This window comes from Arthrobacter terrae (assembly GCF_015708085.1).
GTDB classification, from domain to species: Bacteria; Actinomycetota; Actinomycetes; order Actinomycetales; family Micrococcaceae; genus Arthrobacter_M; species Arthrobacter_M terrae.
The window spans coordinates 23464-44448 of sequence record NZ_JADNYM010000026.1 but is presented as its reverse complement, the minus strand read 5'-3'; the positions used below and the strand labels follow the sequence as shown (position 1 = coordinate 44448).

The following is a 20985-nucleotide window of genomic DNA, read 5'->3' as shown; positions in this document are numbered from 1 at the left end:
GCAACCTCGGCAAGGTGGTTTGTTATGCGCGATCGCAGCGGCGAAAACGTGGAGCTCGGGCTCAGCTACGAGCTATGCGGCATTTCCGACAGTGACGCATTTTTCGCCGCGACCTCAGCCATGCTTGTTGCCGTGTTCCATTGCGACGGTGCCACCTGGAACCACCTCGACCTGGACCGGCAAAGCGCAGTCCTGCGCGGGACGCCAGCCGAGCTGGAGAAGGCGCCCGTAGCTTCTTTGCTGGCCCATCACGCTCGAGATCACCCAATCATCCAGAGTTACCTGGCGTCCCCGTCGTTCGCGCCGCGGCGGATGAGTGATTTGGCAAGCCAAGTGCAGTTACAGCGCACCGGGAGCTACAGCGAGGTTCTTCGCCCTCTCGGCATTCATTTTCAGTTGTCGATGCTGACCGTACGCTTCGGCCGGATGACCGGAGATGGTTGGGTGCTGAACCGGGTTTCGCGCGACTTCACCGATGACGACATGGAGCTAGCGCCGCGCGTTCAGGCGATGCTAAGCCTGCTCACCTGCCGGGGCACCGGGCCGGAGGTACTGCGCGCTGGTGAGGCGCAAGCAGCCAGTGGTTTGACCGACCGGGAGTTGGAGGTTCTGCAACTGATCGCGGGCGGTCTTACCGCCGTCGCGGTCTCCAGGGTTTTGCGGATAGCGCCGGCCACGGTCCGCAAGCACTTGGAACGGGTGTATGCCAAGCTCGGCACGCACGACCGGCTCCTGGCGGTCCATCGTGGTCAGACGCTGGGTTTACTCACGGCGACCCGCGCGGATCTGGATCTGACGTCGTAGAAGTTGACCGAAGGCAACGTGCGTGGCGCAGGCAAGGTCACTGATACGACAGATCGTCTCATACTCCGGTCGCCGGAACTGTCCCTGGTACAGCCAGGCGAAATACGCCAAAGAGCGTACCGCTGGAGCCATCGTGCGGTAGAGATTGTTGCCAGGGTTGCTCCCGCTTAGAATTTTGTGCACAACCATGACGATAGGGTGCTGCGCATGGAACGTGCCTACGATTTAACGGGCAGGCAGAGGCAGCTGCGAACTTCCGACAAGAACGACGCCGCCGGCGCCATGGACGCGCTCATCGAACTCCTTGACCGGCCCGAAGACCCCGATGTGCGGGCGGTGGAACGTTCACTGGGACAGTGACTCACCAGTTTCCGGACCGGATTCCGGGCCGGCGGCAGCCAGAAAATGTTTAGTGAGTTGTTCGCCCTGGTGATAGCACACAAGTTCTCCGTGCCGGCCCAGATCGGTGCTGCATTCCGGGCCCTGGCCGCTGTGGAGGGAACATTGCTGTTCATTGATCCGGGCATGGATTTGGTGGCCGCAGCCCGCGCCGAGGGTAGCAGGCTGGTATCGGGGAAATTGGGTATGGCAGCCTGAAAGATGAGTTTGAGCAACGCATGGTGGCCCTGCTGCCAATGCTTGACCGGCTGCCCCCGCCGGATCAACAAGATCAGCGAGGATCTGGAGCAGGGCCGTTTCTCCATCAACGTACGCATGCTGGCCCACTCCGCCGACCGCCGCTACCTCACCGGCCTGTGCCAGCAGCTCGTCGTCGCCGTCCTCGCCGGCGCAGCGGTGTTGGGTGCCATCATCCTGATTACCAGCAACAAGGGTCCTTTGCTGACCGGACAAATCCGCCTCTACGCTGTCTTCGGTTTTGCACTGCTCTTTGGTGGCTTCGTCCTCGGCCTGCGGGCCCTGATGCTGGTCTTCAAGCGCAACGCCGACGGCTGAGGCGGGAGGATCGGGCAGCTCCAACATCCCCGTCCTGTTGACGTCGCAGGTGCTGACCGAAGGCACCGTGCGCGGCGCAGGCAAGGTCACTGATGCGACAGATCGTCTCATACTCCGGGCGCCGGGACTGTCCCTAGTACAGGCAGCCGAAATACGCCAAAGAGCGTATATAACAGGCCACGAGAGTCTGCAACGCTTGGAACGTGCAGCCGGGGGACTGCACGCTTTTGCTAGCAGACACGACGCTTGAGAGGTGCATTACTATGACCAATTTTCCCATCAACCACGAAGCACAGTGGCCCGATCAAGAGGGCAAGGGTTTTCACATTCACGCACTCGGTCATGTCACATCCCAAGGTCAACTGTGGCTCCAAGTGACTACCTCGACCAACAGTTGGGGGCTCGGTTTTACGAGCGGCGCCTCGGCGCAACTGACTTCCGCGGACGGCACTATCATCTGGGAGTCCGGCCTTCACACCGCTGGCGTCGACGCCAAGTCTGTCTTTTGGGGTCGCTCGATCCGGACGGACGCCTATTCCAACGAATGGGTGCCGTCCGACAAACTCAGTCAGGCAGTTGGTCTGTCTTTCCTGCTAGGGCACACCCCGCATGACCGGTGGGCCGAGGACTGGAAGAAGATCGATGACGGCGTCAATCAGGCCGGCAAGTCCCTTGCGGACGTTCTGGCGCTCGCCGCCAAGGTCATGTTGGCGGTCAAAGTCCTCTAAGGGGACGGACACTCAGCAGGGAACGGCGAGCACGCGGAGCCTGCTGGCTGCCCCGGTGCCGGGAGCGGCACCGAGCGCGCCGACGTCGGCGCCGGTATTGTCCGGCGCCGACTGCCGGAAATCATAGATTACCGTGGGGAATCATCGCCAGATTGAACGATGGCGTGCAGTTTCTCACCTTTCAGGGAAACGAGACGTAATGGTTCAGCAACGGCCCAGCGACGGCACTCCGTTTGCGGGCGAGAAGATGGGATGCGACACGGGTGAAATGGTGGTCATCCATCGCATGTTCCGACGTGTCTTCACCGATGCCCCTGCACTCGTGCGCAGGGTGCCGATTGGAGATACTCAGCGTTCCAGGGTGATCGGCGACCACGTCGCAGAGATTGCCCGGAACCTTCACCAGCATCATGACGGCGAGGATCTCCTGCTCTGGGATCGACTTCGGACCCGCTCCCCATCCTGCGCGCTTCACGTCGAACACATGCGGGCGCAACACGCCGCCGTCGCCGAAATATTGAGAGAACTCGAAGCGGAACTGCCCGCTTGGCAACGCGATGCTGATAGTGAAGGGGCCGACAAGGTGGTAAGAATCCTCGAAGCACTCAACACAATGCTCTTCACCCACCTCGGCAATGAAGAAACACTTATCCTTCCGGCCGCCTCAACGTCCCTTTCGCAGCGCGAATGGGACGAACTCGGGGAGCACGGCAGGACTAGCATTGCGAAGAATCGGCTGATGATCCAACTCGGTTTCATCCTCGAGGCTTTCACGCCGCAGGAACGAAACATATGGATGAAGGCGAACGTCCCCGGAATTGCCCGGGTACTCTACAACCTGCTCGGCCGCCGACAATACGAGTCATATTACCGTCTGATTTACGACGCAAGGCCGTCATAAACCAAAATAATGGCAACCGTCGCGCCAACACCGCAGAGGCGGCCGGCGCGGGGGACCAATGATGCCAAGAAGACCATGAGCGGCGCTTTGCCGTGTGCGCCGCGGCGGCACTGTTCGGCATTTATTTGATTGTGCCCGCGCTGCATTACGCGATTAGCCGCCCAGAATGCTGCGGAGCGTGTCGGCATTGCGGACCGCATTCCCGCCGCCGTCGTTGTTGAAGTATATGAACACGTCCTTGCCAACGGCCTGCCATTCGCGGATCCTCTCCGCCCACCACCGTAGGTCCTGGTCTGAGTAAGACCCGCCGTAAAGATAGTCGGAGTCGGGACCATGCATGCGGACATATACAAAAGGCGCTGTGGCCCGCAGAATGCAGGGCAGACTGGCCCCGCTCATGACGCAGTAGGCTGCCTGATGGCGTTCGAGCAGGGTGTAAACCGCGTCGTCGTTCCAGCTGTGGTGGCGGAATTCGACGGCGACCTGGACCCAGGTCGGGAGCAGCGTCAGAAAGTAGTCCAGCCGGGCATCATCGCGTTCCAAGGTCGGCGGGAGCTGGACCAGCAGGATGGCTCGCTTATCGCCCAGTTCGTGCCATGACCGTGCGATCCGGTCAATCCAGACCTCCGGGGCATAGAGCTTTTTGCCGTGCGTCAGGCCGCGCGGAGCTTTGACCGACAGAAGGAATTTTTCCGGCAAGCGGCGGCGCCATCCCGCGAAGGTTGATTCCCGGGGCCAGCGGTAGAAGCTGGCATTCAGTTCGACCGTTCCGAACCTCCGGCAGTAGTAGCGGAGTCGGTCACGGGCGGCGGTCCCAGGTGGGTAGAGAACGTTGTCCCAATGGTCATAGCTCCACCCCGATGTTCCAATGTGGACGCTCAATCCCGGACTCCGCCTTTCCAATGGGGTACTGCTTAGGATCCTATTCTCTTAGTACTGGGTCCCGAGTCGGCAGCCCCTTACCGCGGCATTAACTGGGGCTCGCTCGACAAGTCCAACTCGCTGATGACAAGCGCGCCAATCGGTGCTGACAGGTCCGGTCAGCACCGATTGCTTCGACCCTCTGGTAATCGACCTAGGCGGTAAGAGTGCCGGATTCAAAGTGTGGTATTTCGTCGCGGTTTCCGCGAAGGGCTCCGGACGGACTGTCCCCTGAAGGGTGGGCGTTCCTCAGCGTGTCAGCAGCTGCGCCTGGTTCCGGCATCGTCGGCGATGGCGTTCTGGGTCGTAGTTGCTGACAGCGGCCGGGCGGGCGGCGCCGGGGTCTCACAACACGTTTAGGTACTCCTCGGCCGCGATGTCCTGCCAATAAATCCCTTGCTGACCGGCATCGACGAGGTAAATCGCAAATTCCCCGTTCGCCCTTCCCTCAGGGTCAACAGGCAGAGACGCCTGCGTAACCGGTTCAGGTTGAAGCGGCACCTGGAATGAGGGCCAGCCGGTCAGGACGGCACGGTCCCATCGGGCTGCCCCAGTTGTGGACGCCCACCTGCCCACGTTCCGTACCACTGCCCCTGCATCGCTGAACCCGGGCGTCGGCTGCTCGTATGCCTCGGTACAGGGCATAGAGTCAGCCCGCAGCCACGGCAGGCCCTGATCGAAAGCGATCACGCCAAACACAGGACCATTTGCAGAGTTGCCTGCCTCGAAGGTGGGGATTGCTGTCTCAAACCCGTGCTTCCCCGCCCACGCATGGACCGCCGACCATAGGCTCGCCACGTCGTACAACACCAACGGATCCCCACGCAGGTCACCCCACGCGCGACTTGCTGTAGATCGGAGACCAGTACGTCATGAAAGGAGACCCCGCTCAGATTGGAACTGACGAAGATGGTGCCACGTACCTGTCCGGTCTCATACCAGGCCGCTTCGAAGTGAACCGTCCCGGGTTTGATGCCGTCGTCTTTTTTGAGAAATGATGACGATATGCCGAAGCATTTTCCCCCCGAAGTCCGCACCCGAGCCGTGCGCATGACCCTGGACAGGTTGTCTGAATACCCGTCTGTATATATCGCGTGTAAGGCGCTGGCACCCAAGCTCGGCGTCGGTGCCGAGTCTTTGCGGCGGTGGGTGATTCAGGCCCAGATTGATGCCGGGGACAAGACCGGGCCCAGCAGTGAGGAACTGGAGGAAATTAAGCGCCTGCGCACGGAGGTCCGCGACTTGAAGGAAGCGAACGAGATCCTGAAACAGGCCTCGATTTTCTTCGCGAGGGAGCTCGACCCGCGCCGCCGCTGATCTGTGCCTTCATCGATCAGATGAGGGAAGACGGCCACGCAGTCGAGTCGATCTGCACGGTCCTGCGTGAGCAGGGCGTGCGGGTCGCTGCGCGGTCGTACCGGGCCTGGAAGCAACGCCAGCCCGCGCAGCGCACCATGGAGGACGCCCGCATCACGGACGTGCTGCGCCGGCTCCGGACCTTGGATGGGAAGGGCAGGCCCGCGCCGGAGGTAATCTACGGAAGACGGAAGATGACGGCATGGCTGGCCCGCAACGGCTTCCCGGACATCTCCAAGCACACCGTGGACCGGCTCATGCGCCAGGAAGCCATGAACGGGCTCGTGCGGGGACGCAAAACCCGCACGACCGTCCAGGGCGAGGACAGTCGCAGGGCCAATGACCTGCTCAACCGCGACTTCAACGCCCCGGCACCAGACCATACCTGGATCACGGACTTCACCTATGTTCCGGTGTGGTCGGGGTTCGTCTACGTCGCACTGGTCATCGACATGTATTCGCGCGCGATCGTGGGCTGGGAGACTTCGACCGTGAAGGACACCGCTTTCGTTGAGCATTGCCTGCGCATGGCCCTTTGGCGGCGCCAAGATGTCGGCCGGCCCGTTCCGGCGGGATTGATCCACCACTCAGATTATGCCGAGGAATCCGTTAAGCCGGACAACGAGCTCCTCACCGCGTCGTTCCGTGGTTCAGGGATAGATTCCTCGGCTTAACGTTTTGGCTCTCTTTCGTCCCACAGGTAGCCGCTCCACCACAAAGGTATGACAGCAGTACCCCGGCCTACAGCGCCGTCCCCATGCTCGCCAAAGCGAAACAAGGACTATCTGCCGCCGCCCGCCCCGCCACCTGACGGTTATACACACGAGGGTTGACCTGACCACTGCCAACCATCAAAGCTCGACAGCACCCATAATCGACGAATCATTAAGCCGAGAAACAGGACGCCAATCCGCCCAACCACGGGCCAACAGGACCAGTCCTCGGTTTAACGGATTTCTCGGCATAATCTGAGTTAAACCGAATTCGGCTTAACTCAGACGCCGGGAGCCAATACACCTCGATCCGGTACACCGACACGTTGGCGCTGGAGGGTCTGGTGCCATCGATCGGGTCGGTCGGGGACGCGTACGATAATGCTGCTGCCGAGACGGTGATGGGACTGTTCAAGAATGAGGCAGTCGCCAAGAGTTCGCCATTTCGAACCGGCGCCCTCAAGACGGAAACCGATGTCGTGGAGGTCGTGTTCGAGTGGGTCCACTGGTACAACACCCAACGCCTGCACTCCGCCCTCGGATACCAGACACCCGAGGAATACGAGCAAACATACTATGCTCGAAAAACCGGCCCGTCAGCCGACGACGCCGCCAACAAAACGGCGGCATGATTCCCGGGACGGTTCATGGTGCACTCATGGAATAACCAGAATTCTTGGTGCCCTCAAGGTAAGTGAAAGGTAGTCAATCATGACGGAAAAGTCATCCCCGCCGCGCGGCAGTTGGTTCTCAGCCTGGTGTGGTCTAGGGGTTGGCGTATGCCTCATCCTTCCCGTTCTCCTGCGGTTGGACGACGAAGGATGGACAGGACCAAACATATTCTTCATGGTGGTCGGCATAGCGCTAACCGTCGTCCGGGCTGCCAGACTAGTTTCACTTGGCTGGACCAAATGCAGAAAGTCCCCGCAGAAGCAAGAAAAGGATGTTTCTAGTCGCGAACAGCTGCCTTAAGAGGACTGCCTAGTTATTGTCGTGCCCCCTCCAAAGCTCCGCCCAGTGTTAATAGAACAGCTTCTGAGCGACACAGGTATCCCACAGGGCGTTCCCCATCGGGCGACCTTGACCAGCTGCCGTGAACCAGTTGTGGTCCAGTGGTTAAATGTCTCATAGCAGCGCTATCACCGGTGTTTTATTTTTCTCATGATGGCCGCCCCCAAATGTCGGCGGGCATTCCATACAGTTATTCACTGAAAATGGCGTCGGGTGAGAGGTGAGTGAACCGACGACTTCGGTGTCCATTCACATGCTCACCAAGAACTTTCTAAGACTGCCAAAAACCTCACTCCCCACTGCCTTGCGCTCATACCGCGCGGGAACAGTCGGTCACGGGTACACGCCCGCCCGGTGCATTCGTAGCGAAAGTCGCGGTTGGTATTGATGCCGCCTTTGGCGATCCTTTCCGTGTAATACTCCACTCGCAAGGCTTCCGGCTCATCCTCGTCCGGTTCGGGCGGCAGTGCGCCCCCTTCACCTTTCCACCGGTGCAGTTGCTTGTCAGGCACCTCACTCGAGCCAGTGCGGTCACTGGTGTTTGGTTCAGATTCTGCGTTCGTTCCCATGCCGATTCCTTGGCCGGATGCTGCCTTGCAGCAAGGCCTCCATTGACTGGACATTCTCGCCTGATGGACGTGGAAGAGGGGTTTGAGCGGCTGACCTTGAAACGGTACTCCGGCTGAGCGGCCCCCTGCTCGACCCCCTGTTCGACCCCCTGTTCGACCCCCTGCCGGCCGTTGTCGCGGAGATATTTCTTGCTGTGGTGCCTCCGGCTCAGCAGCCCTTGCCTATACGACTGAATTGTGCTGGGGTGGTTCCTAAGCCGCTGCGGCTTGGGCCGCTGGATCGGGGAGCCATTATGACTGACGTGGAAGACCGTGTGCTGCCGGTGTTGCGATACCGGCAGTTCTGGAAAGACCTTTTCGTCATCGCCGGTCTCTTTTCAACCCTTAGTTGGACCGGAGCTTTGGGATTGGTCCTGATCGGCGGCGGAATACCGGCGGTCCTGGCCCTGCTCATGCTTGCAGCGGCAGCGGCAGCGGCAGCCTGGGCCTTCATGACCCGGCGGAGATACCGAAAAGCCCCTGCCCCAACCGACGTCGGCTCGGAACCCATGAACAAGCACATCCGTTCCTCGGGCCATCGGAATGCGCGGAACGGATCTTCAGCGGCGATCTTGCTCTGCTTCACCGCGGCCCTATGTTGGCTGGGCGCCTTGGCAGTGCTAGGCGACGGCGGCGACGGAACCTTCGCGGTGTTGACCGGCCTGCCCCTTATATCGGCCATTGCGGCCTGCTTTACGTTCCGGAGATGGAAGGGATCGCTGTTGCACAGAGCGCGCTAGGTTCAGGAAAGCTTCTCCGGTTCTTGAAAACGAGGGTCCGGCCGACGCCGGCGGCCTACTTCAGCGGCACGTAAGTTTCCGGCTTCGACCGAATCATATTGGTGATCCGGGCGGTGGAAAGGCGACGGCCGGCTTCGTCCCGCATGATGATTTCATGGGTCGCCAATGAGCGGCCCAAATGGATGGCCGTGCAGGTGCCCGTGACGAGTCCCGCTGCCACACTGCGGTGGTGCGTGGCTCCGATCTCGATTCCCAGCGCCTGGCCCCCGGCGCCGGCGTGCACCCCGGCGGAAAACGAGCCCAGCGTTTCCGCCAGCACCAAATGTGAGCCGCCGTGCAGGATCCCTGCCACCTGAGTGTTCCCCTCGACCGGCATCGTGGCTACCGAATGCTGCGCGCTGATCTGCTGGAAGTGGATGCCCATCTTCTCTACCAGCGCGCCGATCCCATAGCTACTGAGCCAGTCATGCATTTCCTCCGGGACGCCTGCCGCCCGCAGCGCCGCGGCAAATGGGTTCGGTGTGAGTTTGTCGGTCATGATGACTAGGCTGGCACCTGTGAGCGAAACTACCAAAACGGCCCCTGAGGCAACGGCACAGCAGGCAGCATCCGACGTGGCACCGGTGGCCATTCCGGCCGGTTCAGATCCGGGCCGTCTGCTGGTCATTGACGGCCACTCAATGGCGTTCCGGGCATTCTATGCTCTGCCAGCCGAAAACTTCTCCACGGATACGGGCCAGCATACCAATGCCGTCTATGGGTTCACTTCGATGCTGTTGACCATGATCCGCCAGCACAAACCGACTCATGTGGTTGTCGCCTTTGATCTGGACACGCCAACCTTCCGCTCGGTCGAATATACCGAGTACAAGGCCGGCCGGTCCAAGACCCCGGAAGAATTCCACGGCCAGGTTGATCTGATCATCAAGGTGATGGATGCCATGCGGATTCCCACCATTTCGCTGGACGGTTACGAGGCGGATGACATCATTGCCACCTTGGCGGCGCAGGGTGAGGCCGCTGCGTGGGACGTTCTGGTGGTTTCCGGGGACCGGGACGCGTTCCAGCTCATCACGGACAAGGTCTCCGTGCTGTATCCGAAAAAGGGAATTTCCGACATCCCGCCGATGGATGCCGCCGCCGTGGAGGCGAAGTATTTTGTCCGCCCGGACAGGTATTCCGATCTTGCCGCACTGGTGGGGGAGAGCGCGGACAATCTGCCAGGGGTACCCGGTGTCGGGCCGAAGACCGCGGCCAAGTGGATAAACCTGTACGGCGGATTGGACGGCATTCTGGCGAATATCGGGTCCATCGGCGGCAAAGTCGGTGATGCGCTGCGCGAACACGAGGAAAGCGTCAAGCGCAACCGCAGGTTGAACCACCTGCTGCGCGATCTTCAGTTGCCGGTGCAACTGGAAGCAATGGTGCTTCAGCGTCCGGACCGCGGCGACATTGAGGAGCTGTTTGATGCTTTGCAGTTCAACACACTGCGCAAACGCCTCTTTGACCTTTTCGAGGAAGAGGCGGAAGTTGTCGAGAACGACGGCCACACCCCGCCGGTGCACAACACCCTGCGCAGTGCCGCTGAGCTAAGAACATGGTTCACCGAAACAAACGAAGCCACCGTAGGGTTGGCCCTGGTCACTGACGGAGCAGCCGCCGGGCTCAGCGCCGCCGGGCCTGACGCCGTCGGCCTTGCTTTTTCCACCAACAGTGCGGCGGCTTACGTCGGGTTAGCCGGCCTCGACGCCGCTGCCGATGCCGCTCTCGGGGACTGGTTGGGCAGCCAGGATGCACCGAAGGCCGTCCACGATTTCAAGTCAGTATACAAGGCACTTTGTGCACGAGGACTGGAACTTGCCGGCATCGTCGATGACACGGCTCTCTCTGCTTACCTGATCCAGCCGGATCGGCGCAGCTACGACCTGGCCGACCTGAGCCAAGTGCATTTGAAGGTCACGGTGGGCGGGTCAGGTGCCGATGCCAGCGGTCAATTGGAGCTGGAACTGGAAGATACGACGGCGGCGGATGCCGTGCTGAAAGCGTACGTGACTCTTCAGCTCAGCGAGCACTTTGTCGGCCAGCTGCTGGAGCGCGGCGCCAACAAACTCCTGGGCGAACTTGAGCTTCCGCTGGCGAAGGTGCTGGCCGGGATGGAGATGGCCGGAATCGCGGTCTCGTCCCCGAAACTTGACCGGCTGCTGGGCGACTTCAGCGCCACCATCAGCGCCGCCCAGGCCGCGGCCTTTGAAGCGATCGGCCACGAGGTCAATCTTGGCTCGCCGAAGCAGCTGCAGACCGTGCTGTTTGATGAACTTGGCATGCCGAAAACGAAAAAAATCAAGACAGGGTTTTCCACGGATGCGGATGCCTTGGCGGATTTGGCGGTGAAGACCGGGCATCCTTTCCTGCTCCAGCTTCAGGCATACCGTGATGCGTCGAAACTGCGGCAAACGGTGGAGGGCCTGAACAAGGCAACCGCCGAGGATGGCCGGATCCACACCACGTACGCACAGAATGTGGCGGCAACCGGGCGGCTTTCCTCCACTAATCCAAATTTGCAGAATATTCCGATCAGAAGTGAAGAAGGCCGCCGGATCCGCGAGGTATTTGTGGTGGGGGAAGGGTATGAAACGCTGCTGACGGCGGATTATTCACAGATCGAAATGCGTATAATGGCCCATCTTTCGGGAGACCAGAGCCTGATTCAGGCGTTCCGGGAGGGTGAGGACCTGCACCGGTTCGTGGGTTCGCACGTCTTTCACGTCGCCACCGAGGATGTCACCAGCGCCATGCGTTCGAAGGTCAAGGCGATGTCCTATGGCCTGGTCTACGGTTTGAGTTCGTTCGGCCTGTCCAAGCAGCTGGGCGTTTCCGTGGACGAGGCGCGCACGCTCATGAAGGACTACTTCGACCGGTTCGGTGCGGTGCGGGATTACCTTCGCGGCGTGGTGGAGCAGGCAAGGAGCGACGGCTTTACGGCCACGATCGAGGGCCGCCGCCGCTATCTGCCGGATCTTTCCAGCGATCACCGGCAGCTGCGGGAAATGGCGGAACGGGCCGCGCTTAACGCGCCCATTCAAGGGTCAGCTGCGGACATTATTAAGAAAGCCATGCTGGGCGTGGATGGGGCGCTGCGGGCACAGCAGCTATCCTCGCGTATGCTGCTGCAGGTTCACGATGAATTGGTGCTGGAGGTCGCGCCCGGGGAGCGCGAGGAGGTAGAGAAGCTGGTGGTGGCGCAGATGGGCCAGGCGGCGGAGCTTTCCGTGCCGCTGGATGTCCACGTCGGCGCCGGCGTCAGCTGGCACGAGGCCGGGCACTAGCGGGCACGAGGCCGGGCACTAGCGGTCGGCTGTCTCATGCTGCCATGCACCCCGGGTGCTCAGCAGCATGGTGACCCAGGCCGCTGAGGTGTTCACCAGCAACAGGGAAATGAGCACCAGCAGCTGAATCAGACCGGCGTCGAGGGGGCTGGCCCCGCCTAGAATTAGGCCAACGAAGGTACCTGGCAGCGTGACCAGGCCCGAGGTCCGGGTCTGGTCAATGCTGGGAAGCACGGCTTCGCCGGCCACCGGCTTCGCGACCATAGATCGTGCCTCGGACCAGAGAAAACCCAGTGCCACGCCGGCTTCCACTTCGCCGCGGCGCACGATCAGCTCATCCTCTACCCGGCGCCCGGTAAGTGTTGTGCTGGCCATCGCTGAGCCAATCTGCTGGCCCAGAACTGCTATTATGGCCAGCGCGTTCCACGGCAGAACCGAGCTGAGGAACATAAGTGCCGCCGTCGGCAGTACGCCTCCGATTATCGGGATGCCGGCGAGCCACCACCGTCCCGATGGCGCAACGCGGTGCCCGGACGTCCATACCGCCACGGTAAACATCAGCGCAACAAACCCCAAGGCGAGCTCTGGATGCCCGGCCATCCGGGAGATCAACAGTGCCACGACGGCGAGCTGAACGAGCGCCCGCAGACCGGCAATGACAATCTCCCGCGCACGGCGGCCCAAGGCAGCGCGCCACACCATCGTGGCGAGAGCCAGCAGAACCGCCAGCAGGACCCAGCTCACCGGCCCGGTGTTCAGCAGAGTTGAATTGTCCACGCAGTGAATTATGCCCGCTGGCGGGACAGGCTCAGTCTCCTCTACGCTTGGAAACTGTGACAATCATTGCGGAACCGACCGAAGAATTTCCCTATCAGATCCGCAGCTTCCCGGCGAAGTCCGCTGCCGACGGCGTTGAACCGGCCTCGGCGAAGTGGACGGAGGCCGTTGCCTTTGGCTTTCATGCCGGCGCGCCGGAAGACCTGGACATCGAAAAATCTTTGACGTCCGAGGAAAAGGACGGGCGGATCCACACCGGCGCTTATGCAGCGTCAGCCCTGGACGGAGCCTGGGACGCTGACTACCCGGTGGCCACCTATGCCAGTTACCGCAAGACGGTCAATGTAGGAGCCGGCAAGCTGCTGCCGGCGCATCTGATCAGCGCTGTAACGGTCCGGCCCACGCACCGGCGGCGCGGGCTGCTGCGCACCATCATCACTGCCGACCTTCGCCGTGCCAAAGCCGACGGGCTCGCGATCGCCGCGCTGACGGCGTCCGAAGCCACCATCTATGGTCGCTTTGGGTTTGGCGCGGCCACTCATGCCGCCACTATCGAGGTGGACAGCAGCCACGGTTTTGCGCTCAAGTCGGCGCAGCCGGGCCGCGGAATCGTGGAAATCGCGGAGCCGGGCGTATTGCGGGAGCTGGAGCCCCGGATTTTTAACCGTGTCCACGCGGGTACCTTCGGGTCGATTGGCCGGCAGGACTCCTACCGCTACCGGGTGTCCGGTTACTGGAATTATGGCAAGCCCGGCCGGGATAGGACCGTGCGGGCGGCGTTGTATTACGGCCAGGACGGAAAATGCGAGGGCTATGTGTCCTACCGTGTGCTGGAGACTGAAACGCCGGCCACCCTGAAGGTGATCGATCTACTGGCTGCGGACCATGCCGCCCACCTGGCCCTATGGCAGTTCCTGGGCTCAGTGGATTTGGTGCAGCGGATCCGCCGGGAGGGCGTTCCGATGGCCGATCCGCTGCCCTGGGCTCTGGCGGACAAGCGGCGTTACCAGGTCACAGAGGTAGAGGATCATCTGTGGCTTCGGATCCTTGACACGACGGCGGCTCTGCAGGCCCGGCACTACTGGCTGGACGGCACTGTGACACTAAAGGTGATGGACGCACTCGGTTTTGCCGGCGGTGTTTACCGGCTGCACACGCTCGACGGCGTCGGAACCGTTACGGAACTGCCCGCAAGTGAACCGGCGGACCTGGAATTAGGCGCAGCGGAGCTGGCGCAGTTGTATCTGGCCGGAGTCAGCGCACAGACCCTGCTGGCAGCCGGCACGGTGGGCGAGCTGCGCACCGGCGGGGCGGCCGCCGTCGACGCTGTATTTGCGGCACCCGTACCCGCGCACTCCCTGACCGACTTTTAGACGGTGTGTGACCCGTCGCCGGCGTCCGGTTTTTGCCTTCGATTAGCGAAGTGACTAGACTAAATAGGCGCGTAGTGCGCACATAAACGACTATTCATCCTATCCACATCGGAGCCCCTACTACATGACCATCACGACCCCCGAGAAGACCAGTACCCCCGTTGTCGCCATTAACGACATCGGGTCGGCTGAGGACTTCCTCGCAGCTGTTGACGCCACCATTAAGTACTTCAACGACGGAGATCTTGTTGAAGGCACCGTCGTCAAGGTTGACCGCGACGAAGTTCTGCTCGACATCGGTTACAAGACCGAAGGCGTCATCCCTTCCCGCGAATTGTCCATCAAGCACGACGTTGATCCCGGAGACGTTGTTTCCGTTGGCGATCTCGTCGAAGCGTTGGTGCTGACCAAGGAAGACAAAGAAGGCCGCCTGATCCTCTCCAAGAAGCGCGCGCAGTACGAGCGTGCCTGGGGAGACATCGAGAAGGTCAAGGAAGAGGACGGCGTCGTCACCGGTACCGTCATCGAGGTTGTCAAGGGTGGGCTTATCCTCGACATCGGTCTGCGCGGCTTCCTGCCCGCTTCCCTGGTCGAGATGCGCCGCGTCCGCGACCTGGCTCCGTACATCGGTCAGAAGATCGAAGCCAAGATCATCGAGCTGGACAAGAACCGCAACAACGTGGTCCTGTCCCGCCGTGCCTGGCTCGAGCAGACCCAGTCCGAGGTTCGTTCCACGTTCCTCAACAAGCTGGAAAAGGGCCAGGTCCGTCCCGGCGTCGTTTCCTCCATCGTCAACTTCGGTGCCTTCGTGGACCTGGGCGGCGTAGACGGTCTGGTGCACGTGTCGGAACTGTCCTGGAAGCACATCGACCACCCGTCCGAGGTCGTCGAAGTCGGCCAGGAAGTCACCGTCGAGGTGCTCGAGGTGGACCTGGACCGCGAGCGTGTTTCGCTCTCGCTCAAGGCTACGCAGGAAGACCCGTGGCAGACGTTCGCCCGGACGCACGCTCTGGGTCAGGTTGTCCCCGGTAAGGTCACCAAGCTGGTTCCGTTCGGCGCGTTTGTCCGCGTCGAAGACGGCATCGAGGGCTTGGTGCACATCTCCGAACTGGCCGTGCGCCACGTGGAGCTCGCCGAGCAGGTTGTTTCCGTGGGCGACGAGCTGTTTGTCAAGGTCATCGACATTGACCTGGAACGCCGCCGGATTTCGCTCTCGCTCAAGCAGGCCAACGACGGCGTCGACGCCGACAGCACCGAGTTCGACCCGGCACTGTACGGTATGGCTGCAGAGTACGACGAAGAGGGCAACTACAAGTACCCGGAGGGCTTCGACCCGGAGTCCAACGAGTGGCTTGAGGGCTACGAGACGCAACGCGCCGTTTGGGAGCAGCAGTACGCTGATGCCCAGGCCCGCTGGGAAGCGCACAAGAAGCAGGTTGTCCAGCACGCCGCCGACGATGTCGCGGCTGCCATGACGACCAGCGAAAGCGACTCCGGCTCGTCTTCCTCCAGCTACTCCTCGGAGCCTGTCGCTACCGAGTCGGGTGCCGGCACACTGGCCTCCGATGAGGCACTCGCGGCTCTGCGCGAAAAGCTCACCGGCAACTAGCGTGCACCGCTGCCCCTAACGCGAACGACTTCGTCGCCACGTAGGGACCCGGCAGCGCTGCACTTGGACCGCTGCCCCTAACGCGAACGACTTCGTCGCCACGTAGGGACCCGGCAGCGCTGCACTTGTATTCGCAGCACTTGCAATGAGAGGACCTCCGCCCGCGGGCGGAGGTCCTCTTTGCATGCCGAGGACCGAGGCCCACCACGAAAGCGTCCGGTATGCGTATCCGCGCAAATGCAACACCCTGAACTTTGTGAACCGCCGGGATTCGCGCCCGGGACAATGTCCACAGCCTGGGACCTCCGCCGGTGACTCAATACCGGCAGCAACCGGGGACTCAGCTGACGTCTACCCATGCCGTTGTGCCGAAGGTCGGCACCGCCTTACCGGCTGACAACGCTGCGAGGTGATGCGTGGCGGCGGCGATGGCTTCGGGTGTGTCTTGCAGAGCTACTTCCAGCAGCACACCCGCTGGACCGTAGCTGCTCCCGCGAAGCGTCATTCCGGCGGCGCGGAGCCCATGTTCTAGCCGCCCCGCTTCTGCGTGGCTGGCAGTGAGGGTGAACAGACGAAGCCGTTGCCGCCGCACCAGGTCGGCGGCGTCCAGCGCTAGGGAAACTGAGGACGAGTACGCGCGGACCAGACCGCCGGCGCCGAGCAGCACGCCGCCGAAATACCTGACGACGACGGCACACACGTCACTGAGGTCAGCTGCCGCGCCGTTTGAGTCCCTACTGCCTGCTTCGTGCCTGCGCAGTACCTCAAGCATTGGCGCGCCGGCGGTTCCGGACGGCTCGCCGTCGTCGTTGGAGCGCTGGATATCCCGGTCCGGACCCAGAATCAGCGCAGAACAATGGTGGCGGGCGTCGTAGAATTCCTTGCGTAGTGAGCCAAGCATGTCGGAGACCGCGTCTTCGGTCTCCACGCGGCGGAGCACGGTAATGAAGCGGGATCGCTTGATTACCAGTTCGTGCCGGAACTCCGGGCCGGCCGCAGGAACGGTGTATTCCGCCGGCTCGGCGGCAGCGCTGGATGGCTGCGCACTGGCGGGAACGCTCACCTGATCAGCTTAGTCTGTAAGTATGCTCAAAATTGGTCTGACCGGCGGGATTGCCAGCGGAAAGTCGCTGGTGTCCAGTTATCTGCGCAGCCTGGGTGCCGTCCTGATTGATGCGGATGTGCTGGCCCGATCAGTGGTGGCGCCCGGGAGCGAAGGGCTCGCGGCTGTGGCGCGGCAGTTCGGCCCGGGAGTGGTCGGCTCGGATGGCATGCTCGACAGGGCGGCGCTTGGAGCGCTGATTTTTGCTGATTCCGCCGAGCGCGACGCCTTGAACGCCATCATCCATCCGCTGGTCCGCTCCCGTGCCGCGGAATTGATGGAGGCGGCCGCTGCGGCTAACGATAATGCGATCGTGGTGCAGGACATTCCATTACTGGTGGAGACGGGCCAGGGGAGCTCATTCCACCTGGTGCTGGTGGTGGATGCGCCGGTTGAACTGCAGATTGCCCGCATCGTATCGCTCCGCGGGCTCAGCGAAGCAGATGCTGCGGCGCGGATCGCTGCGCAGGCCGTGCGCGGGAACCGGCTGGCTGCCGCCGACGCCGTCATCGATAACAGCGGGACGGCTGCAGCGGCGCTTCGTCAGGTGGATCAATTGTGGGAGCAGCGGCTGCTGCCCTTTGTGGACAATCTGCGGCACGGCAGGATGGCGCGCCGGGATGGACCGGCAGTACTGGTGCCGCCGAATCCGCAATGGCCGGCTCAGGCAGCCAGACTCTCGGCACGGATCATGGCGGCCGCCCCGGATGATGTGCTGGCGGTGGACCACATCGGTTCCACCGCGGTGCCCGGCCTTCGCGCAAAGGATGTGCTGGATCTGCAGGTTCGCGTCCGTTCGCTGGCAGATGCTGACCGAGTGGCACCGGCTTTGGCTGCCGCCGGCTTTCCCCGGCTGCCGGGCGACTGGCACGATACGCCACATGATCCGAACCAGGACCCGGCACTGTGGCAAAAGCGGTTGCATGCCTCGGCAGACCCGGGGCGCCCGGCTAATGTCCATGTCAGAGTGCAGGGATCCGCCGGCGCACTTTTCGCGCTGGCCTTTCGGGACTGGCTGCAGGCAAATCCCTCGTCCTGTGCCGAATATCTGTTTGCTAAGCGAGGTGCCGCCGCACAGCACTCTGATGCCATGGGGACCGGTGCCTATGCCGATGCGAAGGAGCCGTGGTTCAGGGACGTTGCCTTCCCGGCAGTATCACGCTGGAGCGCCGCTACTGAATGGACGCCACCGTGGACCGATTTCCCGCGGCCGTAGCCGGGCCGCGTCCGGAACCAAAAAGAGCCGCCGCAGCGGATGCAACGGCAGCTCTCCTCAGCTCCTGGATAACTTCGTGGATAAGTTCCGGGGGGACTATTACTTCACAGCGGGGCAGGCCTGCTCCATGCCGTTGAACACGAAGGTGGGCTGCCCATTGCCGCAGGCATCCTGCAGTTCGTTGGTCAGGTTCACTAGCGCAATGGCCACGATGATGATTCCCGCGATCCAGAGCACCGAAACAATGATGCTGACAATGATTCCGACCTTGGCGGGGGTGTTCTTGAATCCCGCTGCCTTTGATTTTTTGAGCGCAATGATGCTGACCACGAGTCCGGCGATGCTGATCAGGAAAGCCAGGACCAGGCCGATGATGCCGAGCGTTTTGCCCGGATCCTGTACTGTGGCGCCTTGGTAGCTCTGCTGCGGCTGCTGTCCGTAGGGAGCCGGCGGCTGGGTGCCATAGGCAGGCGGGGCTGCGTGCGCGTAGGCCGGCGGGGCAGACTGGCCGTAGGCAGGAGTGGGTTGATCGGACTTTGCGGGCTCCTGGCCGAAGGGGGCAGGCTGTTGCGGGTTGCTTTCAGTCATGATGTCCTCTGTCTTAGGTGCCGAGTAGATACTGGTGGTTCCCCAGCCATTCTTCCATGCAACCAGCGCTGCGCCGGGCTCGGGGAAGGGATGTTCCATCGATGCGGCAGTCGGCCGCCTTACCCGTGTCGGTGGCAAGCGGTAGCGTTAGGGTATGAGTCTTGCGCAGGAAATCAACCGTATTGTGGCACCCTTTGAGGTCATTAGCGACTATCAGCCGGCGGGGGATCAGCCTGCCGCTATTAAGGAACTGACGGAGCGGATCAACAACGGCGAGAAGGATGTTGTTCTGTTGGGCGCCACCGGAACCGGTAAATCGGCGACGACGGCGTGGCTGATCGAACAGGTTCAGCGCCCCACGCTGGTGATGGTGCAGAACAAAACACTGGCCGCACAGCTGGCGAATGAGTTCCGTGAACTTCTGCCGAACAACGCCGTCGAGTATTTCGTTTCGTATTACGACTACTACCAGCCGGAAGCATACGTACCTCAGACGGACACCTTTATCGAAAAGGATTCCTCCGTTAACGAGGAGGTTGAGCGGCTCCGGCACTCGGCAACCAACACTTTGCTGACCCGCAGGGATGTGATTGTGGTGGCCACAGTATCCTGCATCTACGGACTGGGCACGCCGGAGGAATACGTCGCCGGCATGGTGACGTTGCGTCGCGGTGCCCAGATGAGCAGGGATAATCTGCTGCGCAAGTTTGTCAGCATGCAATACGCGCGCAATGACATCGATTTCCACCGAGGCACATTCCGCGTGCGTGGGGATACGGTGGAAATCATCCCCATGTACGAGGAACAAGCCATTCGGATCGAGTTTTTCGGCGACGAGATCGAAAAGATCTACACCCTGCACCCGTTGACCGGAGAGGTTATCCGCGAAGAGACCGAGATGTACGTCTTTCCGGCTTCGCATTATGTTGCCGGCCCGGAGCGGATGAACCGTGCCGTCAAGCAGATCGAGGATGAGCTGGCCGTCCGGCTCCAGGAGCTGGAGGGGCAAAATAAGCTGCTGGAGGCCCAGCGGTTGCGCATCAGGACCACCTACGATCTGGAAATGATGCAGGAGATGGGCTTCTGCAATGGCATTGAGAACTATTCGAGGCACATCGACGGACGAGGACCAGGGACCGCACCGCACTGCCTGCTCGATTATTTTCCGGACGATTTCCTGCTGGTCATCGATGAATCCCACGTGACGGTTCCGCAGATCGGGGCGATGTATGAAGGTGATATGTCGCGCAAGCGCACCTTGGTGGACCACGGTTTCCGTCTGCCCTCGGCAATGGATAACCGGCCGCTGAAGTGGGACGAGTTTCTCGAACGGGTGGGCCAGACGGTCTACCTGTCCGCGACACCCGGGAAGTACGAGCTGGCTAAGGCGGACGGAACTGTCCAGCAAATCATCCGTCCCACGGGACTGATCGATCCGGAAATTATTGTCAAACCAAGCAAGGGACAGATCGATGATCTGCTGGCGGAGATCCGGGTCCGGGTGGAGCGCAACGAGCGTGTCCTGGTCACCACGCTGACCAAGCGGATGTCGGAAGACCTCACAGACTATCTGCTGGGACACGGCGTCAAGGTCCAATACCTGCACTCTGACGTGGATACGCTGCGGCGTGTTGAACTCTTGCGCGAACTCAGGATGGGCACCTTTGACGTGCTGGTGGGAATCAACCTCCTCCGCGAGGGCCTGGACCTGCCCGAGGTGTCACTGGTGAGTATTCTGGATGCGGACAAGGAAGGCTTCCTGCGCTCTGCCACCTCGCTGATCCAGACCATTGGCCGTGCGGCCAGGAACGTCTCCGGTCAGGTGCATATGTATGCGGACAGAATCACTGACTCAATGGCCAAAGCCATTGATGAAACCAACCGGCGACGCGTCATCCAGGTGGAGTACAACACGGAGCACGGGATCGATCCGACGCCGCTGCGGAAGCGGATTGCAGACATTACGGACACCTTGAACCGGGAGGATGCGGACACCCGTGAACTGCTGGAGGCCGCGGGTAAGGGACGTGGGAAAGCACGCGGCAAGGCGCCGGTTCCGGTCCGCCACGATGGACTCGCGGCCGTGCCGGCCGAGGACCTGCTGGACCTGATCGCTCAGCTGACGGAGCAGATGCATTCCGCCGCCGCGGATCTGCACTTTGAGCTGGCGGCCAGACTGCGTGACGAGGTGGGGGACTTGAAGAAGGAACTGCGTCAGATGCAGTCTGCCGGGCACGCATAGGCCTGCCCGGCACGAT

The 20985-nt window shown here is 61.7% G+C and carries 22 protein-coding genes and 1 pseudogene; 16 read left to right on the top strand and 7 right to left on the bottom strand.

Features of this window, described 5'->3' with window-relative positions; all coding sequences use genetic code 11:
• The first annotated feature begins 24 nt into the window (after positions 1-24).
• The 7 genes and pseudogenes from IV500_RS17665 to IV500_RS21660 all read left to right on the top strand — a co-directional run bounded on the left by IV500_RS17665 (position 25) and on the right by IV500_RS21660 (position 3387).
• Positions 25-804: a helix-turn-helix transcriptional regulator gene (locus IV500_RS17665; RefSeq protein ID WP_196398134.1), complete on the top strand. Its 780-nt coding sequence runs from the start codon at positions 25-27 to the stop codon at positions 802-804.
• A gap of 207 nt (positions 805-1011) precedes the next feature.
• Positions 1012-1164, top strand: a complete 153-nt coding sequence (locus IV500_RS17660) for a hypothetical protein (RefSeq protein WP_196398133.1) — start codon at positions 1012-1014, stop codon at positions 1162-1164.
• A gap of 45 nt (positions 1165-1209) precedes the next feature.
• The gene (locus IV500_RS17655; protein WP_196398132.1) at positions 1210-1401 is read left to right on the top strand and encodes a hypothetical protein; all 192 of its coding nucleotides are present in this window, start codon (positions 1210-1212) and stop codon (positions 1399-1401) included.
• 3 nt (positions 1402-1404) lie between these two features.
• Positions 1405-1758, top strand: coding sequence for a hypothetical protein (locus IV500_RS17650; protein ID WP_196398131.1), 354 nt, complete (start codon positions 1405-1407; stop codon positions 1756-1758).
• A 263-nt stretch (positions 1759-2021) separates the two neighbouring features.
• Entirely contained in the window at positions 2022-2486 is a 465-nt protein-coding gene (locus IV500_RS17645; RefSeq protein ID WP_196398130.1) for a hypothetical protein, read from the top strand.
• A 199-nt stretch (positions 2487-2685) separates the two neighbouring features.
• Positions 2686-3090: pseudogene (locus tag IV500_RS21665) on the top strand (hemerythrin domain-containing protein); the annotation flags it as partial.
• A 135-nt stretch (positions 3091-3225) separates the two neighbouring features.
• Complete coding sequence (locus IV500_RS21660; RefSeq protein ID WP_230855139.1) at positions 3226-3387, top strand: hypothetical protein; 162 nt, start codon at positions 3226-3228, stop codon at positions 3385-3387.
• Between the two features lie 153 nt (positions 3388-3540).
• Here IV500_RS21660 and IV500_RS17635 read toward each other — a convergent pair whose 3' ends face one another.
• Together IV500_RS17635 and IV500_RS17630 are read right to left on the bottom strand one after the other, a co-directional pair.
• Positions 3541-4269: a DUF72 domain-containing protein gene (locus tag IV500_RS17635; RefSeq protein ID WP_196398128.1), complete on the bottom strand. Its 729-nt coding sequence runs from the start codon at positions 4267-4269 to the stop codon at positions 3541-3543.
• A gap of 384 nt (positions 4270-4653) precedes the next feature.
• Positions 4654-5118, bottom strand: a complete 465-nt coding sequence (locus IV500_RS17630; protein WP_196398127.1) for a hypothetical protein — start codon at positions 5116-5118, stop codon at positions 4654-4656.
• 195 nt (positions 5119-5313) lie between these two features.
• On the opposite strand from IV500_RS17630, the gene IV500_RS17625 reads away from it, so the two are divergent.
• The 3 genes from IV500_RS17625 (at position 5314) to IV500_RS21655 (ending at position 7009) form a co-directional block, all read left to right on the top strand.
• Complete coding sequence (locus IV500_RS17625) at positions 5314-5625, top strand: transposase (RefSeq protein ID WP_196398126.1); 312 nt, start codon at positions 5314-5316, stop codon at positions 5623-5625.
• Between the two features lie 20 nt (positions 5626-5645).
• Positions 5646-6338: a DDE-type integrase/transposase/recombinase gene (locus IV500_RS17620; protein WP_196398125.1), complete on the top strand. Its 693-nt coding sequence runs from the start codon at positions 5646-5648 to the stop codon at positions 6336-6338.
• Positions 6339-6721: 383 nt separating this feature from the next.
• On the top strand, positions 6722-7009 hold the full coding sequence (locus tag IV500_RS21655) for an integrase core domain-containing protein (protein ID WP_196398124.1): 288 nt from the start codon (positions 6722-6724) through the stop codon (positions 7007-7009).
• A gap of 636 nt (positions 7010-7645) precedes the next feature.
• On the opposite strand, the gene IV500_RS17610 is transcribed toward IV500_RS21655, so the two are convergent.
• A complete protein-coding gene (locus IV500_RS17610) occupies positions 7646-7957 on the bottom strand; it encodes a hypothetical protein (RefSeq protein ID WP_196398167.1) in 312 nt (103 codons plus the stop codon).
• A gap of 293 nt (positions 7958-8250) precedes the next feature.
• On the opposite strand from IV500_RS17610, the gene IV500_RS17605 reads away from it, so the two are divergent.
• A complete protein-coding gene (locus IV500_RS17605; RefSeq protein ID WP_196398123.1) occupies positions 8251-8736 on the top strand; it encodes a hypothetical protein in 486 nt (161 codons plus the stop codon).
• 55 nt (positions 8737-8791) lie between these two features.
• Here IV500_RS17605 and IV500_RS17600 read toward each other — a convergent pair whose 3' ends face one another.
• Positions 8792-9274 carry a hotdog fold thioesterase gene (locus IV500_RS17600; protein WP_196398122.1) on the bottom strand — a complete coding sequence of 161 codons (483 nt, stop codon included), beginning with the start codon at positions 9272-9274 and terminating at the stop codon, positions 8792-8794.
• Between IV500_RS17600 and polA the strand changes: the two genes are divergently transcribed.
• Positions 9273-12062, top strand: a complete 2790-nt coding sequence (gene polA / locus IV500_RS17595; RefSeq protein ID WP_196398121.1) for a DNA polymerase I — start codon at positions 9273-9275, stop codon at positions 12060-12062. The two genes, IV500_RS17600 and polA, sit on opposite strands and share 2 nt — an antisense overlap.
• 18 nt (positions 12063-12080) lie before the next feature.
• Here polA and IV500_RS17590 read toward each other — a convergent pair whose 3' ends face one another.
• Positions 12081-12839 carry an ABC transporter permease gene (locus IV500_RS17590; RefSeq protein ID WP_196398120.1) on the bottom strand — a complete coding sequence of 253 codons (759 nt, stop codon included), beginning with the start codon at positions 12837-12839 and terminating at the stop codon, positions 12081-12083.
• A 56-nt stretch (positions 12840-12895) separates the two neighbouring features.
• Here IV500_RS17590 and IV500_RS17585 point away from each other — a divergent pair, with 56 nt between their 5' ends.
• Together IV500_RS17585 and rpsA are read left to right on the top strand one after the other, a co-directional pair.
• The gene (locus tag IV500_RS17585) at positions 12896-14212 is read left to right on the top strand and encodes a GNAT family N-acetyltransferase (protein WP_196398119.1); all 1317 of its coding nucleotides are present in this window, start codon (positions 12896-12898) and stop codon (positions 14210-14212) included.
• A gap of 124 nt (positions 14213-14336) precedes the next feature.
• The gene (gene rpsA, locus IV500_RS17580) at positions 14337-15821 is read left to right on the top strand and encodes a 30S ribosomal protein S1 (protein WP_196398118.1); all 1485 of its coding nucleotides are present in this window, start codon (positions 14337-14339) and stop codon (positions 15819-15821) included.
• 340 nt (positions 15822-16161) lie between these two features.
• Here the strand turns inward: rpsA and IV500_RS17575 are convergent, their stop codons facing one another.
• Positions 16162-16884 carry an IMPACT family protein gene (locus IV500_RS17575; RefSeq protein ID WP_196398117.1) on the bottom strand — a complete coding sequence of 241 codons (723 nt, stop codon included), beginning with the start codon at positions 16882-16884 and terminating at the stop codon, positions 16162-16164.
• 22 nt (positions 16885-16906) lie between these two features.
• Between IV500_RS17575 and coaE the strand changes: the two genes are divergently transcribed.
• A complete protein-coding gene (coaE, locus tag IV500_RS17570; RefSeq protein ID WP_196398116.1) occupies positions 16907-18139 on the top strand; it encodes a dephospho-CoA kinase in 1233 nt (410 codons plus the stop codon).
• A 99-nt stretch (positions 18140-18238) separates the two neighbouring features.
• Here the strand turns inward: coaE and IV500_RS17565 are convergent, their stop codons facing one another.
• On the bottom strand, positions 18239-18727 hold the full coding sequence (locus IV500_RS17565; RefSeq protein ID WP_196398115.1) for a DUF4190 domain-containing protein: 489 nt from the start codon (positions 18725-18727) through the stop codon (positions 18239-18241).
• 154 nt (positions 18728-18881) lie between these two features.
• On the opposite strand from IV500_RS17565, the gene uvrB reads away from it, so the two are divergent.
• The gene (gene uvrB / locus IV500_RS17560) at positions 18882-20969 is read left to right on the top strand and encodes an excinuclease ABC subunit UvrB (protein ID WP_196398114.1); all 2088 of its coding nucleotides are present in this window, start codon (positions 18882-18884) and stop codon (positions 20967-20969) included.
• Positions 20970-20985: the final 16 nt, after the last annotated feature.

Coding starts and splice junctions, on each gene's coding strand:
- IV500_RS17665 (WP_196398134.1), top strand. CDS start 25: ATGCGCGATCGCAGCGGCGAAAACGTGGAGCTCGGGCTCAGCTACGAG.
- IV500_RS17660 (WP_196398133.1), top strand. CDS start 1,012: ATGGAACGTGCCTACGATTTAACGGGCAGGCAGAGGCAGCTGCGAACT.
- IV500_RS17655 (WP_196398132.1), top strand. CDS start 1,210: ATGTTTAGTGAGTTGTTCGCCCTGGTGATAGCACACAAGTTCTCCGTG.
- IV500_RS17650 (WP_196398131.1), top strand. CDS start 1,405: ATGAGTTTGAGCAACGCATGGTGGCCCTGCTGCCAATGCTTGACCGGC.
- IV500_RS17645 (WP_196398130.1), top strand. CDS start 2,022: ATGACCAATTTTCCCATCAACCACGAAGCACAGTGGCCCGATCAAGAG.
- IV500_RS21660 (WP_230855139.1), top strand. CDS start 3,226: ATGATCCAACTCGGTTTCATCCTCGAGGCTTTCACGCCGCAGGAACGA.
- IV500_RS17625 (WP_196398126.1), top strand. CDS start 5,314: ATGCCGAAGCATTTTCCCCCCGAAGTCCGCACCCGAGCCGTGCGCATG.
- IV500_RS17620 (WP_196398125.1), top strand. CDS start 5,646: ATGAGGGAAGACGGCCACGCAGTCGAGTCGATCTGCACGGTCCTGCGT.
- IV500_RS17610 (WP_196398167.1), bottom strand. CDS start 7,957: ATGGGAACGAACGCAGAATCTGAACCAAACACCAGTGACCGCACTGGC.
- IV500_RS17605 (WP_196398123.1), top strand. CDS start 8,251: ATGACTGACGTGGAAGACCGTGTGCTGCCGGTGTTGCGATACCGGCAG.
- polA (WP_196398121.1), top strand. CDS start 9,273: ATGATGACTAGGCTGGCACCTGTGAGCGAAACTACCAAAACGGCCCCT.
- IV500_RS17600 (WP_196398122.1), bottom strand. CDS start 9,274: ATGACCGACAAACTCACACCGAACCCATTTGCCGCGGCGCTGCGGGCG.
- rpsA (WP_196398118.1), top strand. CDS start 14,337: ATGACCATCACGACCCCCGAGAAGACCAGTACCCCCGTTGTCGCCATT.
- coaE (WP_196398116.1), top strand. CDS start 16,907: ATGCTCAAAATTGGTCTGACCGGCGGGATTGCCAGCGGAAAGTCGCTG.
- IV500_RS17565 (WP_196398115.1), bottom strand. CDS start 18,727: ATGACTGAAAGCAACCCGCAACAGCCTGCCCCCTTCGGCCAGGAGCCC.
- uvrB (WP_196398114.1), top strand. CDS start 18,882: ATGAGTCTTGCGCAGGAAATCAACCGTATTGTGGCACCCTTTGAGGTC.